A 24104-nucleotide genomic window follows, 5' to 3' on the forward strand; every position below is an offset into this window, starting at 1 on the left:
GATGTCACCTATCGGTGCGGCAGTCCCTTCGTCCTCTGAATCGGAACCGCTTCTGCATTCTCTGATGGATCACCGTGACCGCAGCCTGGTAGTCCCTGACCCGGCACATGTCGTCCACGCGGCCCGCATGCGCTACGAATTCCAGATCACACTCGAAGAACTATTGACCTATCGGGAACAGGAGGTCCTTGGCCTGCGCTACGGCTTCCACGGAGAGGAATATACGCTCGAGGCAGTCGGCGCGCGGTTCAGCGTCACTCGAGAACGGATTCGCCAGATCCAGAAGCAGGCGCTTGAAAAACTCGCTGCTGCGACCACACACCAGGCTGCGGATATGCCTGCTCCACCGGAAGCGGGAACGAATGCGGATCGTCCCTCCGGAACTCGTGAATCGGTTGGTCTGGCTCCTTCATAGGCGTGGCGGCCTCTGCTCAGCGGACACATGATGGTCCCGTGAGCCAGCTCAAGCAGTTACATCCGATACGTATGACAGGAGGACCCGTGCGGCTCAACAGCAAGGGACAGGTCACGATCCCCGCGAACCTCCGGCGGCAGTTCGGCTTCGTGGAAGGTGACGAGGTCGACGTCGTCGCAGAGGATGGTCAGTTGCGGATCGTTCACCGGGAGGCTGGAAAGAGCACTGGCGCCCGGATTGTCGGCAAGATGCGAGGACGCGCGACCACGGAGATGACAACAGACGAACTCATGGATCTTCTCCGTGGCGATTAACGCGGCTGCCGCTCTCGTCGATTCGAACGTCCTCCTGGACACCCTCACCGAGGATCCAGTCTGGGCCGGGTGGTCGGCTGACACTCACCGCAGCCGGTCGAAGAAATCCCCGAGCAGGGCCGCACATTCCTCGGAGCGAACTCCGGCGATGACCTCCGGCCGGTGCAGGGCACCGCGGTCGCGCAGCACGTCCCAGCGGGAGCCCACCGCGCCGGCCTTCTCGTCCCAGGCGCCGAAGACCAGGCGGTCCATCCGGGCCTGCCCGATCGCGCCGGCGCACATGGCGCACGGCTCCAGCGTCACCGCCAGAGCACAGCCGTCCAGGCGCCAGCGCCCAAGCGACGCCGCCGCCTGCCGCATCGCGACGATCTCCGCATGGCCCGTGGGGTCGCGGTCGACCTCGCGCCGGTTCACCCCGCGCCCGATGACGGTGCCTGATTCCAGCTCCACCACCACCGCGCCGACCGGGACGTCACCCGTGGCCTGCGCCTCGCGGGCAAGCTCCAGCGCCTGCCCGATCCAGTCGCGTTCCCGGCGCCCGGGCTTCAGCGGACCGCCTCCAGCTGCTCGGCGAAACCGACCGCTTCGCCGATGTGCGCCACCACGCGTGCCGGATCCGAGGAGTGCAGCGCCACCTGCTCCAGCAGCTCCTCCTGGCTGATCCCGCGGTCGGCGAAGATATCGGCGTCGCCGGCCCAGCCCGGCGACGGAGGCGGCACGGCGCCGCCGTCGAGTTCGCTCTCAGGATCGGCGTCCTCATCGGCTACCCCAGCACCCTCACCGGAGCCCTGCTCGCCCTCGTCCGCGCCGTCCTCCTCGAACTCCTCCGGCTCTTCCTCGTCGCGGCGGGCCAGCAGCTCGGGCCGGTTCAGGTACTCCGCGAACAGCTCGCCGAAGGGGCTCTCCGCCGCCGCATCGGCGTCCGAGAGGAACACCCGCAGCTCCTCGTCCTCGCAGAACAGCCGTACCAGGCCGAACCAGTCGTCCTCGTGCTCGATCACGGCGAGCGCCTCACCCTCGGGGTCGCTCACCGACCGCATGACCTCCGCGAGGTCCTCCAGCGTCGCGTAGTCCCGCACGTCCAGGTCCAGGGCCCGCCATTCACCCTCGGCCAGAGTGAGGATCTCCGTGAAGTACGACATACCCGTATTCTCGCCGAAACGACCGCCGGATTTCCATAGTCATGCCTCCCGAGCACGCATCGTGACGCCCGCTCGCGGGCAACTCGGGGGCCAAGGTGCCGTGAGCTATCCCTGCGGGCGGTATCCGGCGTGCTCGACACCTCACGCCGAGCGCTGCCCCGGCCGGGTCGCTCACGGTAGATTCGTATCCATGCACCTCCATGTCGCGGACCACCCGCTCATCACGCACAAGCTCACCGTCCTGCGCGACGAGCGGACGGACTCCCCCACCTTCCGCCGCCTCACCGAGGAACTCGTCACCCTGCTGGCCTACGAGGCCACGCGGGACGTGCGGGTGGAGGAACGGCAGATCCGCACGCCGGTCGGCCCGCACACCGGCGCTCGCATCGCCTCGCCCCGGCCGATGGTGGTGCCGATCCTCCGCGCCGGCCTGGGCATGCTCGAGGGCATGACGCGCCTGCTGCCCACCGCCGAGGTCGGTTTCCTCGGCATGGTCCGGAACGAGGAGACCCTCGAGATCAGCACCTACGCCGAGCGGCTCCCGGACGACCTGACCGGGCGTCAGGTGTTCGTCGTCGACCCGATGCTCGCCACCGGCGGCACTCTCGTGGAGGCGATCAACTTCCTGCTCAAACGGGGCGCCCGCGACGTCGTAGCCGTCTGCCTGGTCGCCGCGCCCGAAGGCGTGGAGACCGTCCGTCGCGAACTCGACGACCGCGCCGATGTCCGCGTCGTCACCGCGGCACTGGACGAGGGGCTCAACGACTCGGGCTACATCGTCCCGGGCCTCGGCGATGCAGGGGACCGCCTCTACGGCCTCACCGACTGAGGAACCCGCCAGCCCGGCGGCGTCACATAGCGTCATATTCCGCGCCGGGCTGATCACCGCTATTGTGCTCGCCAGCACGGATGGCGAATAATGACAGGCGTGAACACGGCAGAACGAATGCGCAGCCGACCGACGCTCCGGCACATGCCCGGCGTCTGTTGTTGTCTCTAGGAGCACACCGCCGACACCGGAAAGCCCCGGCGCGGATGCGCCCGCAGCAGCAGACGAGATCGCATACCGATCGGCGCATCCACGGTCAGAACCACTAAGAGACCAGCCCTCGCATTCGTTCGCATAAGGAGCCACCATGACCTCCCTGCCCGCCCGTCCCGCACACCCCCGCTCGGCCAGTTCCACCCGCCGCGGCGGCCTGCGCGCCCCGCTCACCCCCGTCGCCGATGCGCAGAACGCACCGCACACGCTGGCCCCCGGCGGAGTGACGCCCGGTCCCCGCGCGGCCCGCGGCATCATCCTCTATGTCGGGCTCGATGAGGCTAAAGCCGCCGAGGACGGCACCAACCTGGCGGCGGTCGCCCAGGAGCTCCAGCGTTACGCCAACGAACTCGCCTCCCGAGCGGAGACCCAGGCCGTCATCGCCCTGGCCCCGGAAGGCCCCGGCCGCGACATCGACGCCGTGCGCGCCGTCGTCTCCGGCTCCCCGGCCGCCACCGGCAAGCCCGCCGCCGCGCACGGCCCGGTCCGTTCCCGTATCCCCACCCGCGTGCAGGCGCCGGCGCTGCGGCCGCAGCAGGACCCCGCGACCGGGCTGCTGGTGGACGCACCGCGCCGCGAGGTGCACATCGACGGCACCCCGGTGTCCCTGACCCACAAGGAATTCGACCTCCTCACCTATCTGATCTCCCATGAGGGCGAGACCATCAGCCGCGAAACCCTGATCGAGGCGCTCTGGTCCGACAGCCCTGAGGGCGAAGCCCCGACGGTCCGCACCATCGATGTGCACATCCGCCGTCTCCGCGGTCGCCTGGGCACCTACTCGTCCGTGGTGCGTACCATCCGCGGCGGCGGCTATCGCTACGACGCGCATCCCGACGTCACGTTCTGGAAGGCCACCGCCCGCTCCGTCTGAGCGCCCCGGCCGCCGGGAAACCGGCGAACGACGAAGCGTCCCCGGCTCCCGGCTGAGCATCGCCGGGATGCGTGTCACACCCGCCCGGGCCCGCAGCGTGCTGTCACCATTCCGACAGATTCCGCCGCTATCGTGGTGGCCTGATCGTGTCGGGATGACTGTGAACGAAAGGCGCTGCACGAAGCACATGGCGAATGCCCCATACGGCCGGCCGCACGGGCCACGCCCCACGCACGCACACCGGGCCGGCGGACGCCGCCCCGTCCGCCGGAAGAAGCACAAGGGCTATCTGACCCTCGTCGCGGGCCTGCTGCTGGCGGTTTTCTTCGCAGCGCACCGGATCATCCCCACCGACCGCGGCATCGCGCTCGTGATCGAATCAGCCCTGCCCTGGTTCGGGGTTCTGATCGTGCCGCTCGCCCTCGTCGCGCTCTTCCGGCTCTCCTGGGTGGCCGGCATCGGCGTGCTCATTCCCGCACTGGTCTGGGGCTCCATGTTCGGCACGCAGCTCCTTCCCCGGCAGGACGAGACCGCGGCGCCGGACCTCACCATCGCCACTCAGAACGTCGGCGCCCGCCTGCCGCAGCCCACCGCCACAGCGGACCGGCTCATCGCAGCCGACCCGGACATCGTCACGGTCCAGGAGATCGAATCGCTCTCCGGGCAGATCATCCAGGAACGGCTGGGCTCCCACTACGAGCACGGGCGCGTGGTGGACACCATCGGGGTGTGGTCCCGGTATCCCATCGCCGAACCGCAGGAGGTGGATCTGGGTCTGGGCTGGCCGCGTGCCTTCCGCACGACCGTCAGCACCGATGTCGGCACGGTCGCCTTCTACGCGGTGCACATGCCCTCGGTGCGTCCGGGCAGCGAGGCCACCCGCAACCGGGCCATCGTGCGGCTCACCGAGGTGCTCGCGGCCGACAGCGCCGAGCGGATCGTCCTGGCCGGGGACCTCAATGCCGCCACCACCGACCGGTACTTCGATCTGCTCGATGACCAGCTGCTGGACTCCCGCCAGCACGTCGGCGGCGGCTTCGGGTTCACCTGGCCGGGAATCTTCCCGGTCACCCGGCTGGATCACGTGATGGTGCGCGGATTCACCCCGCTCACCGATGAGGTCCTCGGCCGCGGGACAAGCGACCACCGGGCCGTGATCGTGGGCCTGGCCGACGGCGGGCCGGACACCGCCGGTGAGGACACGGGCGCCGACGACACCGGGGACGCCGACGGCTGATCTGCGTTACCGCCTCGGCCTCGCTGCTGCCGCTCTCCAGCCGTACCCCGCCGCGCCGGCAGCTCGCCGGCGGGCCGAACGTCCCGAGAAGCCACGGCCGGCCAGCCGCCGGGCCGCGGCCGTGGGCCTTCGCGCCGCCGATGCCGTTCAGGCCGCGAGGCACGCCCCCGAGGAGACAGGTGCCGTCTGCTCGGCGGCGTCCTCCAGGACGGGTGAGATCTCATCGAGGGTCAGGGCGTACCCAGTCTCATCGTCAGATTCCGAGCGGCCGAAGACCAGGCCGATGACATCGCCGTCGGAGTCCAGCAACGGCCCGCCGGAGTTCCCCGGCCGGACGATCCCGCGCAGCGAGTAGATCTCCCGCGTGACTGTGTCCCGGTGGTAGATATCCAGCCCCCTGGCCTGCATGACATCGCGCACCCGGGACGGCGAGATGGTGTACGGCCCGTTCTCCGGGTAGCCGACGACGACGGAGTCCTGTCCCACTGCGGCGCGGTCACCCAGCGGCAGGGCCGGTGCCCCGAGGTCCGGCGCCCGCAGCACGGCGATGTCCCGGCCCGGATCGAAGGCGACGATCTGCGCGTCATAAGGCCGTCCGACACCGCCGATCTGCACGCTGACATCCTCGGCACCGGCGACCACATGCGCGTTCGTCACGACGAGACCGTCCCGGTAGACCCAGCCGGTCCCCTCCGAATCGTTGCGGCAGGCCGGGGCGCCAGCGTTCACTTTCAGCACGCTCTCGCGGACCTGCTGTCCCACCTCGGTTATCCGCGGATCCGGTTCGCCGACCCCGCGGATGATCTCCCGCTGCCCGGAGAACACCCGGGGGAAACGGTCCGCGCCGAATGCCTCCACGGCGGCGCCGAGAACGCGTTCGGAGGTCATCGGAGCCAGCCGGTCCAGGCCCGCCACGACGGAGGAACTCGCGACGACCCGGTTGACGTCCAGCATCGGCGTCGTCCGCACGAACCCGGCTGCCAGCCAGATGACCAGGAAATACGCCACCATCGAGGTGAGCGCTCCCAGCGCCGAGTCCGAGACCCGGGCGGGACCGTCCTCGCGGGTCCGGGAACGGATGAACGCGCCCACATCGGCGAGGACCTTCCCGCCCAGGATACCGCCGAGGACCACCAGTGCCGCCGCGACCGCGCCGCTGACGTAGGGTTCCACCTGCAGGCGGCTGCCCAGCAGCCCGTGCACGATGGGGGCGAGCTGCATCGCCAGCAGCATGCCGAGCACGAATCCCGCGAAGCCTCCGGCGCTGATCAGGAAGCCCCGCCCCCAGCCCAGTGCCAGGAGGACGACAGCGCCCAGGAGGAGCGCGATGTCGGGAATGCTCATGCGTGCCATTCTGGCGCACGCACCTGAGCACAACCCTCAAGACGCCGCAGGAACAGGTGGAGACCGGCGCGCTATGATCCGTAGCATGCGCATCCGCCCCGACCTCGCCCAGGCCGCCCGCTACGTCCCGGGGAAGTCGATCCCGGACGCCATCAAGCTTGCCAGCAACGAGAGCGCCTACGGCCCCCTTCCGAGCGTCGTCGCGGCTCTCACGGAGGAGGCCTCCGGCGCCAACCGGTATCCCGACCCGGCCGGGACGCTGCTGCGTGCACGGCTCGCCGCACGGGCGGGCCTGCAGCCGGAGAACGTCATGCTCGGCAACGGCTCGGTCTCGCTCTGTCTGCACCTGGTCCAGGCCACCTGCTCCCCCGGCGATGCGGTCGTCTTCGCCTGGCGCTCATTCGAGGCGTACCCGATCCTGGCGCGCACGGCGATGGCACGGGCCGAGCAGGTGCCGCTCGACGCCGGGGGCCGGCATGACCTGCCCGCGATGGCGCAGCGGATCGAGGAGCTCGAGGCAGCCGGCACCCGCGTGGGCCTGGTGTTCGTCTGCAATCCCAACAATCCCACCGGCACCGTCGTCCCGGACGAGGAGATCGACGCTTTCCTGGACCGGGTGCCGGACGACATCACGGTCGTCCTGGACGAGGCCTACCGCGAGTTCAACGAGCAGGAGAGCGACGGCCTGCGGTACCTGAGCGGTCCTGCGGCGCGGCCCAACGTCGTGGTGCTGCGCACCTTCTCCAAGGCCTACGGGCTGGCGGGCCTGCGGGTGGGCTACGGATTCGCCGGCGAGCAGATCGTCGATGCCGTCTCCGCCGTGACGCTGCCCTTCAGCGTCACCTCGGTGGCCCAGCGCGCCGCCCTCGCCTCACTGGAGGACGATGCCTGGCCGGAACTGTCCGCCCGGGTCGAGGAGGTCCGGAGCGAACGCGCGCGGCTCATCGCGGAACTGCGCGCGCTGGGCCTGCCGGTGCTGCCCTCTCAGGGCAACTTCGTATGGCTCGCCGAGGCCGAGCGCACGCCGGCGCTGGACGCCTTCCTGCACGCGCGCCGCCTCGTGGGCCGGGCGTTCCCGGAAGGCATGCGCCTGACCGTCTCCAGCCCCGCGGAGAACGACGCGCTCCTGGCCGCGCTACGCGACTGGGCCGCCGAACGCTGAACAGGGAACCACCGGGGGCATCGCCTGGACGCTGCGGCTGCCGGCCCGGAGGACCTCTCCGCGAGCACGCCGGGCCAAGCGCAAAGGCTCAGCCGGGCATGCCGGCGCGCTGCAACAGTTCGCTGCGCAGCCGGGTGAACCCGGCCAGGAGCTTGGCCTCACTGGCCCGTTCAGCCCCGGTGGTACGGGGATTGAGCAGAATCCTGTGCCGCAGCACCGCCAGCAGCGCCGAGGTGCGGATCATCTTCTGCATGATCGGCTTACCGCCCGGGAACCGCGCGGCCCAGGCACGGCCCTTGCGGCGACCGGCCCAGCTGCCGAACATCTCCGCCTCCGCCGGGGTCAGCCAGCCGGCCTGCGCGTAATCCTCCAGCGCCTGCCTGGTCCGCTTCACCTCATCGCGCCGCAGCAGCAACGCCGCCGTGAGCCAGCCGGCGAAGCACAGGAAGCCCATCAGCGCGGCCACCAGCAGATCCAGCAGGAACGTCAGGGACGTGCTGGCGATCAGGTTCCACAGGCCGTGCAGCAGCATGCCCACCGGCAGCCCCGCGAAGAACAGCCCGATGCCCCAGCCGAGCCCCGGCCGCCTGGCGCCGAAGCCCATGATCAGGCCGATCGCGCCAGTGAAGGCGACATGTGCGAAAGGAGTGAGCACGCCGCGCAGGAAGAACGTCAGGCCTCCTGCGACGATCCCCCCACCGGCGCCCAGCTCCTGGCCTGCCATGGTGGCCGTGCCGATGTAGAGGATGTCCTCGGTGAAGGCGAAGCCGATGCCGATCAGCGAGCCGAACAGGAGTCCCTGCAACGGCCCGTCGAAGTGCTTCCTCGCGAAGATCAGGATCGCAAGGAGCAGGACGCCCTTCGTCGACTCCTCGAACAGGGGAGCGTGGATGACCGGCCCGACCCAGTCCGGCGGGGCGCCGATCGTGAGCGCATAGGCGATCTCCGCGCCCAGCCCCAGCACGAGCGTCATCACCACCGAGGCGGCGGCGCCCCACAGCACGCACAACGCCATCATGATCGGCGACTGCGGCCGCCACCTGTCCAGCAGCCAGATGACGCCGACGACCACGATCAGCGGCAGCGCCGCGAGCGGGACCACGACGAGCGCCGCCGGCCCGAAGACGAGCAGCGCGATCAGGAGCATGACGAGCAGCGCGACCGCCAGGACGCATACGCCGATGAGCGCCACGATCCGGCGGGCGCTCCAGGACTTGCGTTGCCCCGGGAGCGCGATGGCGGTGGTGGTCCACTCGGTGCGCGGCTCAGCCGGGCGATAGGGCTGTTGCGGCGGCGCCACCTGGTGGCGCAGGCGCATCTCCTGGGTGATGGTGGGCGCGAAGACCGGCTGCGCAGCGGCCGGATAAGGCCGCTGCGGTCCTCCGGGCGGCACCAGCCCGCCCGGGTGGCCGGGCTGGGAAGGGCCGGGAGAGAAACCGCGCGGCGGGCCCGGCTGCGGCGCTGGCCGGGAGGGCTGGGGCTGCCGCGGTCCGGGCGGCTGCGAGCCCACCGGTCCCGGTGAGGACCGGAACGGAGCAGAAGCGGGAGCGCTCTGCGGGCCGGGCGCGCTCGCTGGCCGGGAGGCTCCGGGACCGGGGGAGGACGCCGGGGCGCCGTGGGGGTCCGGCTGCCCCTGGGGGTCCTGCCGACCCTGAGTGCCGTGCCCGCCGGGCGTGCCCTGGACGATGGGAGCGGGAGGCCTCGGCCCTGCCGGTCCCTGCGGTGGCGAGCCGGCGCGATGTCCCTGGGGTGTGCCCTGTGCGGATCCCGGCTCCGGGGTGGCTGGCGGGCGGAAACGCGGCGCCGCGGGACGGTGACCCGGCTGGGGCGGCGGGGACGGCCGAGAGGGATCGGTCGGTTCAGTCGACGGCTGGCTCATCGGCGTCTCCTCGGGACGGTACAGCAGAGCGGGCGGGATCCTGATCCCGCCCGCTCTGCCCGGACATGTCTATGAGGTCCTGCGTACGCCTGCCCGTACGGGCAGGCGGCACCGCGTGCGCAGCCGCGTCAGTAGCCGGCGGTACCCGCGGCGTTGACGGCGATCACGATGAAGACGATGTACGCGATCCAGAACAGGACGCCGATGATGGTGAAGATGATACCCAGGATGAAGCCCCACTTGCCCAGCTGGTTGTCCGCCAGGCCGGCCTCGCGGGACTTCTTCCGGGAGAGGAAGCCGAGGATGATGCCGACGGGGGCGGCCAGGAATGCGAAGACGAGGGCCAGGATGCCCAGGGTCTGACCCGGATCCTCCTGGGTCGGGGCGGGCTGGTAGCCACCCTGCGGGGCGCCGTAGTTCGGCTGGCCCGGCTGAGCGGGGTAGTTCGGGTTCTCAGACATGGACGTGGCTCCTCGTGTTGAGTTCTACCGGTGCTGGGGACGGACAGGTCAGTCGCCTTGTCCGCCCGCTCCACTAGTGATCATATGCGCCTCGCGGTGATTTTTCAGGATTCTCGCTGTGACGGATCGGACACATGGCGACACACGAGGGCGCCCGGCCGGCAATCGGACCAGCTGCCAGGAGCGCCGGCGGGCCTCATCTCGGCAGGCGCGCAAGCGGTGCCGGCCGGTGCAGGGTGACGTGCTCCGGGGTGAGATCCTTCAGGGACGTCACGCCGATGAGCGCCATCGTCCGTGCCGCCTCCTGCGCCAGCAGCTCGATCACCCGGTCGACGCCGAGCCGGCCGCCGGCCATCAGACCGTACAGATAGGCCCGGCCGACGAGGGCGAAGTCCGCCCCCGCAGCGATCGCGGCGATGACGTCACCGCCGTTCATGATGCCGGTGTCGACGATGATCTCCGTGTCGCGGCCCACCCGCTCCCGGACCTCGGGGATGGTGTGCAGGGGCACCGGGGCGCGGTCGAGCTGACGGCCGCCGTGGTTGGACAGGACCACCCCGTCGGCGCCGCTGGCGACGACGGCCGCGGCGTCATCGGCGGTCTGGATGCCTTTGACGAACAGCTTGCCCGGCCACTGCTGCCGCAGCCACTCCAGATCGGAGAACTCCAGAGTGGGGTCGAACATCTCGTTGATCAGCTCGCCCACCGTGCCGGTGTAGCTGCTCAGGGAGGCGAACGTCAGCGGCTCGGTGGACAGGAAGTTGTACCACCACTCGGGCCGGTAGGAGGCGTCCAGCACGGTCTTCAGGGTCAGCGACGGCGGGATGGTCATGCCGTTGCGGACATCGCGCAGACGCGCCCCGGCGACCGCCGTGTCCACCGTGACCATGAGCGTGTCGAAGCCCGCCGCGGCGGCACGGTCCACGATGGCCCGGCTCTTCTCGCGGTCCTTCCACAGGTACAGCTGGAACCAGCGGCGGGAACCGGGCGCCGCTGCGGCGACGTCCTCGACCGAGGTCGTGCCCATGGTGGAGAGCGTGAACGGGATGCCTGCGGCGGCGGCCGCCTGGACGCCGGCGACCTCCCCCTCGGCGTGCATCATGCGGGTGAAACCGGTCGGCGCGATACCGAAGGGAAGCTCGGAGAAGCCCCCGGCGATGGTGGTGCCCAGATCGATCTGCGCGACATTGCGCAGCACCCCGGGCTTGAACTCGACGGCCTGGAACGCGGCCCGGGCCTTGGCGAGGCCGAGTTCCAGCTCAGCGGCACCGTCGGTGTAGTCGAACGGCGCCTTGGGCGTGCGCCGCTTGGCGATGCGCCGCAGATCCCACACATCCGCCGCCGCAGCCACCCGCGCGCGCCTCCGGTTGAGGTCCGGCCGCTTGAACTGCAGAAGCGGGCGCAATTGATGCCATTCGGGTAGCTGACGGCGCATCGGGGTCATCCTTCCAGTTTGAGTGTCTCCGCGGTCTCCTCGCGTACCTTCTTCAGCAGGGCGGTGTCCTCGCGCAGGGCCGTGCCCAGGGACGGGATCCGCTCCTTGAGCTTGCTCTCCCAGCCGGCGTACCGCTGGGGGAAGCACCGCTGGAGCACGCCGATCATGGCGCTCACGGCGGTGGACGCGCCGGGGGAGGCACCCAGCAGGGCAGCCACCGAGCCGTCCGCGGCGGCCACCAGCTCGGTGCCGAAGGCGAGCATGCCGCCGCGCTTGGGGTCCTTCTTCATGATCTGCACGCGCTGGCCGGCCGTGATGAGCTCCCAGTCCTGCGCCGAGGCGCCCGGGAAGAACTCCCGCAGGCTCTCCAGGCGCTGGTTCTTGTTCTTCGCCAGCTCACCGATCAGATAGCGCATGAGGTCCTGGTTGTCCTTGGCGACGCCCAGCATGGTGCCGATGTTGTCGCCGCGGACGGAGCCGGGCAGATCCCACAGCTTGCCGGTCTTGAGGAACTTGGGCGAGAACCCGGCGTAGGGACCGAACATGAGGTATTCGCGCCCTTCGATCACCCGGGTGTCCAGGTGCGGGACGGACATCGGCGGCGCGCCGGTGGCGGCCTGGCCGTAGACCTTGGCGCGGTGCCGGGCCACGAGTTCCGGGTTCGCGGTGCGCAGGAACTGCCCGCTCACCGGGAATCCGCCGTATCCGCGGCCCTCGGCGATGCCGGACTTCTGCAGCAGCGGCAGGGCACCGCCGCCGGCGCCGATGAAGACGAACTTCGCGTCGAGCTCGAAGGTCTCGCGGCGCCCGCGGTCCTTCACGCGCACGATCCAGCCGGTGGCCGAGCGGGTCAGATCGGTCACCTCGTGGCCGGTGCGGATCGGCACGCCCTGGGAGCCGATGTGAGTCAGCAGCTGCCGGCTGAGGGAGCCGAAGTCGACGTCCGTGCCGGAGGTGAAGCGCGAGACGCCGTTGACCTCGCCGCCGGGCCGGCCGTCGAACATCAGCGGCAGCCACTCGGCGTGGGTGGCCGGGTCGTCGGAGTACTCGATGTCGGCGAAGAGCGGGTTCTCCTTCAGCGCCTCGTAGCGGGCGCGGATGTAGTCCCGGCCGGATTCGCCCCGGCCGTAGCTTAAGTGCGGCACCGGGTTGATGAAGGTTCCGGGCTCGTCCAGGACGCCCTCCCGGACCAGGTGGCTCCAGTACTGGCGGGAGACGTGGAAGCGCTCGTTGATGTCGATCGCCTTGGTGATGTCGATCGATCCATCGGCTTTCAGCGGCGTGTAGTTCAGCTCGCACAGCGCCGCGTGGCCGGTACCGGCGTTGTTCCAGGGGTCGCTGCTCTCCCGTGCCACGAAGTCGAGCCGTTCGAAGACCCGGATGTCGAGACCGGGTTCGAGGTCCTTGAGCAGAGCGCCCAGCGTGGCACTCATGATGCCCGAACCGATGAGGACTACATCAACGTTTTCTCTGGTCGACATCTCCTGTGCTTTCCTTGGGAAGCGATCGCGAACTCTCTGCTGGCACTCTACTCCGAGGCCCGGCGCGAGCAGGAATCGGGGAGCGGCACGCCAGCCGGCTCAGCCCTGCGCGTCCTGGCCGGCGGCCCGGACCTGCTCCCAGGACAACCGCCTGACCACGCCCGGCGGCGGCGCCGCCAGCGCCGCGATGGCCTGGTCCCTGCGATCGGGGTCCAGATCGTCTCCGATCCGGTCCAGCAGCACCACGCTGCGAGGCCGTGCCAGCCCGCCGAGCAGCTCGCGCACCGCGTTCATCAGATCGATCGCGAGGTTCTCCGCGCCCTCGGGGGTCGCGGCCCGCGCCGCGGCTTCCTGAGCGACGACGACGGCGGCGACCAGCGAGCGGCCCAGCCGCGCATCCGGCCGGACGGTGACGAGCGCCTCGCGGACGAAGGGATGGTCCAGCAGCACCTCGCGGACCTCGGTGAAGGAGACCAGCTGCCCGGAGATGGACACCACATCGTCCTTCCGGCCAAGGAACTCCAGACTGACCGCCGCCTGTGCTGTCTGCGCCGCCTCGTCCGGGCCCGTCCCGGTGCCGGCTTGACCGCCGGGCACACGGCGCGCCAGGTCACCGGTCGCGTACAGGCCCTCCCCCAGCCGGGTCCACTGCCGGGCGATCTCCTCGGCGGGCTCTCCCTCGACCCCTCGGATGGACCCCGGCCAGGGCAGCCGCAGCACCGCCTCGCCCCGGCCGTCGGCGCTCCCGGGGTCCTCGATCACGTCCAGGCCGCAGCCGGGGATGGGTTCTGCGGGGCTGAGACCGTTCTGCACGACGATGCCGCCGAGCTGCAGCTGGCCCCAGGCGTCGCCCAGCTGCAGGGCGTCCCCGCCGGCACCGCCGAGCGCGTCGCGGATCCACTGCTGCAGTTCCGGTTCCACCGCCTCGCCGGCCGTGACGACTTTCTGCAGGGCGGAGTGCTGAGCCACGTCCGGCGGTTCGCCGTGCCAGGCGCGCATGGCCCGCAGCACGGACGGCGGGGTGACCATGGTGCCCACCCGGTACCGGGCCAGGATCTCCCACGCCCTGCGCTGGGTGGGGACATCGAGGGTGCCCTCGTACATGACCGGCGTGTCGCCCCGCAGCAGGGGGCCGATGACGCCGGAGAACTGCGAGACCGCCCAGGCGATGTCCCCGGCGCACCAGAAGACCCGGCCGTCCTGCGGCCGCAGCGCGCCGTGCACCGCCAGCAGCGAGACCGCCAGGTGGGCGTTCCCGTGCACGGTCGAGGCGGGCCTGCCGCCGCGGTTGGCCAGGCTGACGGTGCACACCGGGGCCCCGGAGGGCAGTGAGGCCGCACGCCCGGCTTCCTCCTCGCGCCGCACCCGCGCGGCACCGGAGGCGGCGAGCTCGTGGTACCAGAGGTCGCCCTCGTACCACGCCACGTCCATCCCGGTACGGCGGACGACGATGGTCTGCTCGACGGAGTCGATGGCGGTGAGCGCCTCGTCCGCGCGTGCCTTGAGCGGCATCACCGTGCCGTGCCGCCAGGCGCCGTCCTGGGTGAGGAGGATCCGGGGCTGCTGCGCGGCCAGCCGGTCGGCGAGGGCCTCGGCCGGCAGCGGCGCGGGCAGCACCGAGTACACGGCGCCGATGCGCATGCTCGCCAGCATGGCGGTGACGGTCTCCGGCAGCCAGCCCAGATGGATGCCCACCCGGTCCCCGGTGCCGATGCCCAGCCCGCGCAGGGCCGCCGCGAGCGCCTTCACATCGTCCAGCAGCTCCCGGTAGCTCAGGCTGCGCCGGTCTCCGGGCTCGCCCTCCCAGTGCATGGCGACGCGGTCACCGTGACCGGCGTCCACATGCCGGTCCAGCGCGTTCACGCTCAGATTCAGCCGTCCGCCGGCGAACCATTCCCCGCCGTACTCGCCTTCACGCCACAGCTCCTGCGGTGCGACGTCCCAGTCCAGCCGCTCCATCACGCGTTCCCAGGCGGCGGTGTCGACACCGCGCTCACGCGCCGCCCGGCTGAACTCCGGATCCCTGCCCGCCGCGCCCGTCATCGTCCTGTCCTCACCCATTGCCCAGCGCCCTTCCCGCGGCACGTGCGGCTTTCGTCAAGTGAGCGGCCACTGCCGCGCAGGCGGACTCGTCAGCCGGGTCCTCGACCGCCGCGGAGAGCGCCGCCACGGTGGCACCGGTGGCATCGACGACGGGCACGGCCACCTCGCCGGCGTGCACGGGATCGGGGCCCTCGGCGGCGAGCCAGTCCGCGCCCGCCCAGTCCTGCCGTGCGTCGTCCGCCAGCTGTGCCGTCTGAGGTCCGCACGACTGGAGCGCCTGCTGCCAGATCTCCTCGCCGCCCCGGGCCGCGATCAGACGGCCGCCGGCCGTGTGCAGTGCCGGATGCACACGATGCGAGTCCCGGTAGGGGCCGCTGTCCGGACCGTCGGCGTGATCGGCGTAGACCGTCTCCCCGCGGACCAGCATCTGCACTGACACGGTGCCACCGACCAGTGCCGGCAGCCCCGGCAGATAGGGGGTCAGGGCCGCCAGGAGCGGGTGCCGGGAGAGATAGCGGTGGGACAGGCGGGTCAGCTCAGGGCCCAGGCTGTACCGGGACGAACGTGGATCCTGGTGCACCAGATCCGCCAGCACGAGAGAGCGCAGCAGCCGGTGCACCGTGGGCACCGACATCCCCGAGCGCTCGGCCAGATCGGTCAGCTGCTGGTAGGCCGGGCCCTGGCCCAGGAGTTCCAGGAGCAGCACGGCGTTCCGCACGGTGCCGAGACTGCCCCGGCCCTTGGCGTCGTTCACCGCGGTCATGTCCTGCCTCTCTCATGGGCGATCAGGGGAGGGCACGCGCAGAGGATGCGCGTTTTCGCATCATCACACGTGAGGACAGAATACTGAAAATCTTTCCATTGACCACTCTTGCCTTTCAGATAGTGGAAACGTATTGTCGGATCGTGACGTGAGCTGGTTCACATCGACGTGGACCTTCCGGCTCGACGCATCCGTACCGGAGCGAGCCGTACAGCGTGCGAAGGAGCACACATGCGTACCAGGGCGTACCAGCACAGCCTGAGTTCGAGCACGGTCCCCTCAGGGGAACCCCTTCTGGAAGTCGACGCCGTCTCCCTGCGCTTCGGCGGGGTGCAGGCACTGCGGAGCGTGTCCTTCACCGTCAACAGCGGCAGGATCCACTCCATCATCGGGCCCAACGGCGCCGGCAAATCCTCCCTGCTCAACTGCATCAGCGGCCTCTACCGGCCCCAGGAGGGAGAGGTGCGGCTGCACAGCCGCAGCGCTGAGGACACAGGAGGCGGCGCGGATCGCACCCACCGGCTGAACTCGCTTCCGCCGTACCGGATCGCGCGGCTCGGCGTGGCCCGCTCGTTCCAGAACATCGAGCTGTTCTCCCAGCTGACCGTGCTGGAGAACCTGATGCTCGGCCGCCACGTGCACATGCGCCACAGCGTGCTCGCCTCCGCCCTGTGGTTCGGCCCCGGACGGCGCCAGGAGATCGCCCACCGGGAACTCGTCGAGGAGGTCATCGACCTGCTCCAGCTCCAGGCACACCGGAAACAACCGGTCGGATCCCTGGCCTACGGCATCCAGAAGCGCGTCGAACTGGGCCGCGCGTTGTGCTTGCAGCCGGCCCTCCTGCTGCTGGACGAGCCCATGGCCGGCATGAACGCCGAGGAGAAGGAGGACATGGCCCGCTACATCCTCGACGTCCACGAGCTCGCCGGGGTCTCGATCGTGTTGATCGAGCACGATATGAACGTCGTGATGGACATCTCCAGCCACGTGAGCGTCCTCGACTTCGGCAAGCTCATCGCCGACGGTCACCCGGACGAGGTCAAGGCCGACCCGCGCGTGATCGAGGCGTATCTCGGTGCCGAGGACTCGGAGGTGGCCCAGCCATGAGCCCCGCCATGAACACCGCCACCGCGCTCGCGCCGGAGCCCGGGGTCACCACCGTGGAGCACACGTTCCCGCAGCTGCTGGAACAACTCGCCGCCGAACGACCCGACGCCATCGCCATGCAGGAGAAGCGGTACGGGATCTGGCAGCCCATGAGCTGGGCGCTGTACCGCGAGCGCGTCCGCGACTTCGCCCACGGACTGGCCTCCCTCGGCGTGCAACCGGGTGAGATCGTCGCCGTCCTGGGAGACAACCGCCCCGAATGGCTGATCGCCGAACTCGCCGCCCAGAGCCTGCGGGCCGCCGTCGTCGGCATCTACCCGACCAGCATCGGCGAGGAACTGCGCCACGTCCTCTCCGTCGCCGCCTCGCGCATCGTGGTCGCGGAGGACCAGGAACAGGTCGACAAGCTGCTCAAGCTCCGGGACGACATGCTCGCCGCGGGCGAGCAGTTCCGGGTGGAGCGCATCGTGTTCTACGATCCGCACGGCCTGGAGCAGTACACCGATCCCCTGCTGCTGGACTTCACCGAGCTGGAAGGCCACGGCCGCGCCTGGGGCGAGGAGCATCCCGGCTGGCTGGACGCGCAGGTCCGCGCCGGCACCCCCGACGAGATCGCGGTCATCTGCACCACCTCCGGCACCACCTCCCGGCCCAAGCTGGGCGAGCTCAGCCACGCCAATCTCCTGGCCATGGCCGAGAACCTCACCACCATCGACCCGATCGCCCCGAAGGACCGCTACGTGTCCTTCCTGCCGTTCGCGTGGATCGGCGAGCAGATGCTCTCCGTCGCCTGCGGGCTCTCGAAGGGCCTGACCATCTCCTTCCCCGAAGACTCCGCCACGCAGCGGGCGAATCTGAAGGAGATCGGGCCCGATGTCATGTTCGCCCCGCCGCGGATCTGGGAGTCGATGCTCTCGGAGGTTCAGGTGCGCATCGACGAGTCCGGCTGGTTCAAACGGCTGATGTTCGGCTTCGGCTACAAGGTCGGCGACGACATCGCGCAGCGCCGCGTGCAGGGTAAGGCGCCCACCCTGGGCCAGCGGATCCTCTCGCCCCTGGCCACGCTCGTTGCCTCCCACCCGGTGCGCAATCACCTCGGCCTGTCCCGGCTGAAGCGCTGCTACACCGGCGGCGCGCCGCTGGGGCCCGACGTGTTCCGGTTCTTCCACGCGATCGGCGTGAACCTCAAGCAGATCTACGGCCAGACCGAGATCTGCGGCATCGCGATCACGCACCGCGATGACGACATCGCCTTCCACACCGTGGGCACGCCCATCCCCGGCACCGAGCTGAGGATCGAGGAGGGGCAGATCATGCTCCGCTCCAGCTCGGTCTTCCAGGGGTACCGCGGGAATGCCGAAGCCACCGCCGAGGCCATCACCGAGGACGGCTGGCTCATCACCGGCGACGCCGGCTACCTGGACGACAACGGCCACCTGGTCGTGATCGACCGCGCCAAGGACGTGCTGCGCGCCCCCGACGGGACGCTCTACTCCAGCGCCTTCGTGGAGAACAAGATCAAGTTCTCCCCCTATGTGGAGGAGGCCGTGGCCTTCAGCTCCAGCGACGGCGACGGGCTGACCGCCATCGTCGTGCTCGATCCGGCCACGGTGGCCGCCTGGGCCGAGCACGAGCGGATCGGCTTCACCACCTATACCGACCTGGCCGGTAAGGACGAGGTGTACGACCTCATCGCCGAGGAGATCACCCGCTCCAACGAAGACCTCGCCGAGAGCATCCGGATCACCCGCTTCGTCATCCTGCACAAGCAGTTCGACCCCGACGACGACGAGATCACCCGGACCCGCAAGGTGCGCCGCAATGTGATCGGCGAGCGCTACGCGGCCATCATCGGCGCCCTGCAGCGCGGCGATGCCGAGGTGAGCATCACCAGCACCGTCACCTATCAGGACGGTTCACGGGTGGAGCGTCCGCTCACCCTGAGGATCTTCGACCTGTCCACCTACCAGATCCCGCCGGGCCGGGGTCGCCGACCAGTCTGGAGCGGCCGCCGATGAGCACTGCTGTCAATCTCCTGATCTTCGGCCTCGCCGATGGCGCGATCCTGGCGCTGGCGGCGCTCGGCTTCGTGCTGATCTACAAGGCCACCGCCGTGATCAACTTCGCTCAGGGCGAGTTCCTGCTGGTCGGCGCCTACACCTTCTACACCTGCTTCGTGATCTTCCAGCTGCCCATCACGGTGGGCATCCTGGTGGGCGTCGTGGTCGCGGTGCTGCTGGGCATCGTGGTCGAGCGGCTCATCCTGCGCCCCATGATCGGGCAGAGCCATATCAGCATCATCATGGTCACGATCGGCCTCTCGGGCCTGCTGAACGCGATCGTGCAGATGTTCTTCGGCACCGGCGTGCGCGCCCAGCCCGCCGTGCTGCCCAGCCCGCCGGTGAGCATCCTGGGCGCCACCATCCCCGGCAACCGGCTGCTGGCGATCCTCATCGCCGCCATCGTGCTGACGGTGCTGACCATCTTCTTCCAGAAGTCCAAGCACGGCATCGCCATGCGCTCGGTCGCCGATGACGAGCAGGCGGCGATGACCGTCGGCATCTCGGTGCGGCGGGTCTACGCCATGTCCTGGGCGCTGGCGGCGGTCTCGGCGCTCATCGCCGGCATCCTGCTGGCGGACATCACGGCAGTGGACCTGCACATCGCGTCCTTCGGCCTGATGGTGTTCCCCGTGGTCATCCTCGGCGGCCTGGACTCGGTACCCGGCACCATCATCGGCGGCCTGACCATCGGCATCGTCACCCAGCTGGTTTCCGGCTATCTGGATCCCGGCCTGGCCGAGGTCATCCCCTACATCATCCTGGTCCTGATTCTGCTGATCCGCCCCTACGGCATCTTCGGCGAAAAGCGCATCGAGAGGGTCTGACACATGGCTGCGACTCAAACCGGACTGCATCACCGCAGCTACGCCTCAGAGCTGAGGATCTGGACCAGCCGCGCCCAGTGGATCCGGCTGGGACTGCTGACCGTCCTGCTACTGGCGCTGCCGTGGGTACTGGACAACTACTGGCTCTCCATCGTCAACACCGCCCTCATCGCGGTGGTCGGCGCGATCGGCCTGAACATCCTGGTCGGCTACACCGGCCAGATCTCCCTGGGCCAGGGCGGCTTCCTGGCGGTGGGCGCCTACACCAGCGTGATCCTGGCCGACCGGGCCGGGCTTCCGGTGCCGCTGAGCATCGCCTCGGCCGTGATCGTCACCGCCGTCGTCGGGACGTTCTTCGGTCTGCCTGGCCTGCGGCTGAAGGGCCTCTACCTGGCGATCGCCACCCTGGCCTCCCAGCAGATCATCCTGTTCATCGTGCGCCGCTGGGGCTGGCTCACCGAGGGCCGCGGCTTCGTCGACGTCAGCCGGCTGGAGTTCCTGGGCTTCCGCATCCAGCGGGAGACCTTCGAGCAGCAGTGGTACTGGATCCTGCTGATCATCGCGATCCTCGCGGTGCTGGTCGCGGTGAACCTGTTCCGCTCGGGCCTGGGCCGCTCCTTCATGGCGGTGCGCGACCAGGACATCGCCGCCGCCGCGATCGGCGTCAACGTCGCCCGCGCCAAACTGACCGCCTTCGCGGTGTCCTCGGGCTTCGTCGGCCTGGCCGGCGCTCTCACGGCGCACTACACCGAAGTCATCTCCTGGGAGAGGTTCACGCTGGACGTGTCCATCCTCTACCTGGCGATGATCATCGTCGGCGGGCTCGGCAGCGTCGCCGGCTCGGTCTACGGGGCGGTGTTCATCACCTTCCTGCCGGTGGTGGTCCGGGGCTTCGCGGAGTTCGCCGGCGGATTCGCCCCGTTCCTGCAGGCCCAGCTGCCCGCCTTCCAGAACGCCGTCTTCGGGCTGGTCATCATCGTCTTCCTCATCATCGAGCCGAGAGGACTGAACCATATATGGACCCGGATCAAGGACTACTTCGGCTACTGGCCCTTCCGATACTGACGGCCCGGACGCACCACATCGCAGCACACCACTGACCGACACGCGGATGTCAACGACGACGCACGCAAAGGAGAACATCATGTCCCACACGACGAAGCAGCGGAGGCGAGGCTCCTCGGCCACCCGCACGACGGGCCTGCTGAAGGCCGGCAGCCTGGCGGCCGTCACGGCACTCGCCCTGGCCGCCTGCGGCGGAGGCGGCGGGGGCGGTGCCGCCGAGGGCGACGGGCCCATCCCCATCGGCGTCATCGCGGACCTGTCCGGCGCCACGGGCGATGTGGGCACGCCCTACAACCAGGGCATGCTCGCCTACGTCGACTGGATCAACAGCGCCGGCGGCGTGGAGGGCCGCGAGATCCAGGCGATCAGCAACGACTACGCCTATGAGATCCCGCAGGCCGAAGAGCTCTACCGCCGGTATCTGAACGAGGACGTCGTCGCCGTCCAGGGCTGGGGCACCGGGGACACGGAAGCCCTGCGCACCCGGGTGGCGAACGACGAGCTGCCCTTCATCTCGGGTTCGTTCTCCGAGGAACTGGCCGACCCGGCCGAATCGCCCTACAACTTCCTGATCGCACCGACCTACTCGGACCAGATGCGGGTGGCGCTGAACTACATCGAGGAGGAGGGCGGTGCAGGCAGTGAGGTGGCGGTGCTGCACCACGACTCGCCGTTCGGTGCCTCACCAGTGGCCGACGGCCAGGAGTGGGTGGACTCCGGCGAGGTGGATCTCGGTTACCAGTCCTACGCGATGCCCACCGGCACCTCGAACTTCGTCGGTATCCTCTCCCAGGCCCAGTCCCAGGGGGCGGAGTACATCGTGATCCAGAACGTCGCCAGCCCGGCCTCGCAGGTGGCGCACGACATCGCCGCGCAGAACCTCGACATGAAGATCGTCTGCCTCAACTGGTGTGCCAACGATCTGTTCATCACCGGTGCCGGGGACGCCGGTGAGGGCTCCGTCCTGGTCCAGCCGTTCGCCCCGGTAAGCGCGGACAAGCCCGGGCACGCGGACATGCGCGCGTACCTGGAAGAGCAGGGCGAGGACCCGGACTCCAAGGGTTCCGCCTGGGTCCAGGGCTGGCTGGCGATGCACATCATGGTGGAGGGCATCCGCCACACGCTGGAGCAGGGCAACGACCTCACCGGACCCAATATCCGGGAGTCCCTGGAGACCATGGGCCCGATCGACACCGGCGGCGTGATCGGCGCCGGCATCGTCGAGTTCTCGCCCGAGACCCACGCCGGCATCCACAGCTCTGGCGTCTACGAGGTGCAGGACGGTCAGATGGTCGAGATCGCCGAGGGCGCGGAACCGTGAGCCCGCAGGCCGCACCAGCGGCGGAGCCCGCCTCCCCGGCGGCGGGCTCCCCGCTCCTGGTGCTCAACAACATCGAGGTCATCTACGACGAGGTGATCCTGGTCCTGCGCGGCCTGTCCCTGTCCGTGCCGGAGGGGAAGATCGTGGCGCTGCTGGGCTCCAACGGCGCCGGCAAGTCCACTACGCTCAAGGCCGTCTCCGGACTGCTGCCGAGCGAACGCGGGGAGATCTCCTCCGGCTCGGTGACCTTCGAGGGCCGCGACGTCACCCGGATGGACGCGCCGGACCGGGTGAAGAACGGGATGAGCCTGTGCATGGAGGGCCGGCACGTCTTCCCGCACCTGACGGTCGCGGACAACCTCATCGCGGGGGCCTACACCCGCCGGGACAAGGCCGAGCAGATCGAGCTGGTCTACGAGTTCTTCCCCAAGCTGGCGGACATGCGCAACCGCACCGCCGGCTATCTCTCCGGCGGCGAACAGCAGATGCTCGCCATCGGGCGGGCGCTCATGGCCAAGCCGCGGCTGCTGATGCTGGACGAGCCGTCGCTGGGGCTGGCGCCACTGCTGGTCACTGAGATCTTCGGGCAGATCGCCCGGCTCAACGCCGAGATCGGCCTGACCGTGCTGGTGATCGAGCAGAACGCCCGCCGCGCCCTGGAGGTGGCCCATCACGGCTACATCATGGAGCAGGGCCGGATCGTGCTGGAGGGCTCCTCCACGGAGCTGCAGGAGAACCCCGATGTGAAGGAGTTCTACCTGGGCGTCGGCGGCGAAGGCGGACGGAAGAGCTACCGCGAGGTCAAGCACTACAAACGCCGCAAGCGCTGGCTCTAGCGACGAGAGGGAGACGTTGATGCCTACCAAGGAACTGCCCCGGGCGCTGGGGCACCATGCCCGTTCCCGCGCGGGCGAGCTGGCCGCGGCTCTTCAGCGGGCGATGCGCGTACCGGCGACCGCCGAGCGGCTCCGGGCGGCGGGCATCGATCCGGCGCTGCTCCAGGACGCCGATGACGCCCTCGCCGCGCTCGATTCCCTCCCGGTGCTGCGCAAGGACGACCTCATCAACCGGCAACGCGGCGAGCCGCCGTACGGCGGGATGGTGCCGGCCGGCGTCACCCCACGGCGGATCTTCCAGTCGCCTGGCCCGCTCTACGAGGCCCAGCTGGCGGACGGGGACGAATGGGACTGGGCGCCGGCGCTGACCGCGGCGGGCATCGGCGCCGGGGAGGTGGCGGTCAACTGCTTCGGCTACCACCTCTCCCCCGCGGGCGCGATGTTCGACCACGGGCTCGCCGCCGTGGGCGCCGCGGTGGTGCCGGCGGGCATCGGCAGCCAGGACCTGCAGCTCCAGGCGGTACTGGACACCGGCGCCAGCGTGTACATCGGGCTGCCGAGCTATCTGAAGGCCCTGCTGGACAGGTTCACGGCCTCTCCTAGCGCAGCCGCGTGGCCGGTGTCGAAGGCGATCCTGACGGCCGAGCCACTGCCGCCCTCGCTGCGCGCCGAACTCGAGCGGCACGTCCCGGTGGTGCGCATGGCGTACGGCACGGCGGAGGCCGGCTGCATCGCCTATGAGGACGGCACGGGACCCGGGATGCGGGTGAACGACGCGGTCTTCGTGCAGGTGTGCGACCCGGTCACTGGCGAGGCGATCGCCGAGGGCGAGGGCGAGGTGGTGATCACCCGGCTGCGCGGCGAGTATCCCCTGGTCCGGTTCGGCACCGGGGACCTGTCGGCCTGGCAGCTCGACTCCGACGGCGGTCTCCGCCTGGCGGGCGTGCTCGGACGGGTAGGCGAGGCGGTCAAGGTGCGCGGCATGTTCCTGCACCCCCGGCAGGCCGCAGCGGCGCTCGGCGACGTCCCGGGAGTGTCCGGGTTCCGCTTCGTGGTCCGGCGGCAGGACCACGTCGATGCGATCCGCTGCGAGGTCGTCGGCGCCGACGGCGGTGGTGGTGACGCCGGCGCGGCGGAGCTTGTCGGCCGGGTCACCGCCGCCATCCGCGAACGGCTGCGGTTCCGCGCCGAGGTCGTCGTGGTGGAGCGCCTCCCGGAGGACTCTCCCGTCCTGGTGGACGAGCGCGACTGGAGCTGACACCCGGAGGCGCCGCGCACGGCCCCCCGCCGGGCCGC

At 69.9% G+C, this 24104-nt stretch carries 22 protein-coding genes; 13 read left to right on the plus strand and 9 right to left on the minus strand.

Translation table 11 applies throughout. From position 1 onward, the window contains the following. Positions 1-415, plus strand: a 415-nt coding sequence (locus IEW13_RS01835; RefSeq protein ID WP_268235161.1) for a sigma factor-like helix-turn-helix DNA-binding protein, incomplete at its 5' end; no start/stop codon positions are given. 38 nt (positions 416-453) lie between these two features. Continuing rightward, positions 454-729 (plus strand): AbrB/MazE/SpoVT family DNA-binding domain-containing protein, encoded by a 276-nt coding sequence (locus IEW13_RS01840; protein ID WP_229744867.1) that lies wholly within the window; start codon positions 454-456, stop codon positions 727-729. Positions 730-813: 84 nt separating this feature from the next. Here the strand turns inward: IEW13_RS01840 and tadA are convergent, their stop codons facing one another. Both tadA and IEW13_RS01850 read right to left on the minus strand, forming a co-directional pair. After that, positions 814-1278, minus strand: coding sequence for a tRNA adenosine(34) deaminase TadA (tadA, locus tag IEW13_RS01845; RefSeq protein ID WP_272905270.1), 465 nt, complete (start codon positions 1276-1278; stop codon positions 814-816). Beyond that, entirely contained in the window at positions 1275-1871 is a 597-nt protein-coding gene (locus IEW13_RS01850) for a tRNA adenosine deaminase-associated protein (RefSeq protein ID WP_188549236.1), read from the minus strand. Before IEW13_RS01850 ends, tadA begins: the two co-directional genes overlap by 4 nt. A gap of 190 nt (positions 1872-2061) precedes the next feature. Here IEW13_RS01850 and upp point away from each other — a divergent pair, with 190 nt between their 5' ends. The 3 genes from upp (at position 2062) to IEW13_RS01865 (ending at position 5024) form a co-directional block, all read left to right on the plus strand. Further along, entirely contained in the window at positions 2062-2700 is a 639-nt protein-coding gene (gene upp / locus IEW13_RS01855) for a uracil phosphoribosyltransferase (protein WP_188549237.1), read from the plus strand. A gap of 307 nt (positions 2701-3007) precedes the next feature. Continuing rightward, positions 3008-3787, plus strand: a complete 780-nt coding sequence (locus IEW13_RS01860; protein ID WP_188549238.1) for a winged helix-turn-helix domain-containing protein — start codon at positions 3008-3010, stop codon at positions 3785-3787. Positions 3788-3974: 187 nt separating this feature from the next. Then, a complete protein-coding gene (locus IEW13_RS01865; RefSeq protein ID WP_188549239.1) occupies positions 3975-5024 on the plus strand; it encodes an endonuclease/exonuclease/phosphatase family protein in 1050 nt (349 codons plus the stop codon). 147 nt (positions 5025-5171) lie between these two features. Here IEW13_RS01865 and IEW13_RS01870 read toward each other — a convergent pair whose 3' ends face one another. Beyond that, positions 5172-6368 (minus strand): MarP family serine protease, encoded by a 1197-nt coding sequence (locus IEW13_RS01870; protein WP_188549240.1) that lies wholly within the window; start codon positions 6366-6368, stop codon positions 5172-5174. 85 nt (positions 6369-6453) lie between these two features. Between IEW13_RS01870 and hisC the strand changes: the two genes are divergently transcribed. Continuing rightward, the gene (gene hisC / locus IEW13_RS01875; protein WP_229744868.1) at positions 6454-7530 is read left to right on the plus strand and encodes a histidinol-phosphate transaminase; all 1077 of its coding nucleotides are present in this window, start codon (positions 6454-6456) and stop codon (positions 7528-7530) included. Positions 7531-7618: 88 nt separating this feature from the next. On the opposite strand, the gene IEW13_RS01880 is transcribed toward hisC, so the two are convergent. The 6 genes from IEW13_RS01880 to IEW13_RS01905 all read right to left on the minus strand — a co-directional run bounded on the left by IEW13_RS01880 (position 7619) and on the right by IEW13_RS01905 (position 15592). Further along, complete coding sequence (locus IEW13_RS01880) at positions 7619-8923, minus strand: PrsW family intramembrane metalloprotease (protein ID WP_188549242.1); 1305 nt, start codon at positions 8921-8923, stop codon at positions 7619-7621. 614 nt (positions 8924-9537) lie between these two features. Then, entirely contained in the window at positions 9538-9870 is a 333-nt protein-coding gene (locus tag IEW13_RS17295) for a DUF4190 domain-containing protein (protein WP_229744869.1), read from the minus strand. A gap of 196 nt (positions 9871-10066) precedes the next feature. Beyond that, positions 10067-11305: an alpha-hydroxy acid oxidase gene (locus tag IEW13_RS01890; protein WP_188549243.1), complete on the minus strand. Its 1239-nt coding sequence runs from the start codon at positions 11303-11305 to the stop codon at positions 10067-10069. A 5-nt stretch (positions 11306-11310) separates the two neighbouring features. After that, on the minus strand, positions 11311-12786 hold the full coding sequence (locus tag IEW13_RS01895) for a malate:quinone oxidoreductase (RefSeq protein WP_188549244.1): 1476 nt from the start codon (positions 12784-12786) through the stop codon (positions 11311-11313). A 99-nt stretch (positions 12787-12885) separates the two neighbouring features. Continuing rightward, the gene (locus IEW13_RS01900; RefSeq protein ID WP_188549245.1) at positions 12886-14829 is read right to left on the minus strand and encodes an AMP-binding protein; all 1944 of its coding nucleotides are present in this window, start codon (positions 14827-14829) and stop codon (positions 12886-12888) included. 10 nt (positions 14830-14839) lie between these two features. Further along, positions 14840-15592: an IclR family transcriptional regulator gene (locus IEW13_RS01905; RefSeq protein ID WP_188549246.1), complete on the minus strand. Its 753-nt coding sequence runs from the start codon at positions 15590-15592 to the stop codon at positions 14840-14842. 231 nt (positions 15593-15823) lie between these two features. On the opposite strand from IEW13_RS01905, the gene IEW13_RS01910 reads away from it, so the two are divergent. From IEW13_RS01910 to IEW13_RS01940, 7 genes are all read left to right on the plus strand, one after another. Continuing rightward, positions 15824-16699 (plus strand): ABC transporter ATP-binding protein, encoded by an 876-nt coding sequence (locus IEW13_RS01910; protein WP_188549247.1) that lies wholly within the window; start codon positions 15824-15826, stop codon positions 16697-16699. After that, positions 16696-18717, plus strand: a complete 2022-nt coding sequence (locus IEW13_RS01915) for an AMP-binding protein (RefSeq protein ID WP_188549248.1) — start codon at positions 16696-16698, stop codon at positions 18715-18717. Before IEW13_RS01910 ends, IEW13_RS01915 begins: the two co-directional genes overlap by 4 nt. Next, a complete protein-coding gene (locus tag IEW13_RS01920; protein WP_188549249.1) occupies positions 18714-19586 on the plus strand; it encodes a branched-chain amino acid ABC transporter permease in 873 nt (290 codons plus the stop codon). Before IEW13_RS01915 ends, IEW13_RS01920 begins: the two co-directional genes overlap by 4 nt. A gap of 3 nt (positions 19587-19589) precedes the next feature. Then, entirely contained in the window at positions 19590-20651 is a 1062-nt protein-coding gene (locus tag IEW13_RS01925) for a branched-chain amino acid ABC transporter permease (protein ID WP_188549250.1), read from the plus strand. 79 nt (positions 20652-20730) lie between these two features. Continuing rightward, positions 20731-21972: an ABC transporter substrate-binding protein gene (locus IEW13_RS01930; protein ID WP_188549251.1), complete on the plus strand. Its 1242-nt coding sequence runs from the start codon at positions 20731-20733 to the stop codon at positions 21970-21972. After that, entirely contained in the window at positions 21969-22808 is an 840-nt protein-coding gene (locus tag IEW13_RS01935; RefSeq protein WP_188549252.1) for an ABC transporter ATP-binding protein, read from the plus strand. The genes IEW13_RS01930 and IEW13_RS01935 overlap by 4 nt, the downstream gene beginning before the upstream one ends. A 19-nt stretch (positions 22809-22827) precedes the next feature. Continuing rightward, positions 22828-24066 (plus strand): phenylacetate--CoA ligase family protein, encoded by a 1239-nt coding sequence (locus tag IEW13_RS01940; RefSeq protein WP_229744870.1) that lies wholly within the window; start codon positions 22828-22830, stop codon positions 24064-24066. The last annotated feature ends 38 nt before the right edge of the window (positions 24067-24104 follow it).

It is taken from the genome of Sediminivirga luteola (genome assembly GCF_014639315.1).
GTDB classification, from domain to species: domain Bacteria; phylum Actinomycetota; class Actinomycetes; order Actinomycetales; family Brevibacteriaceae; genus Sediminivirga; species Sediminivirga luteola.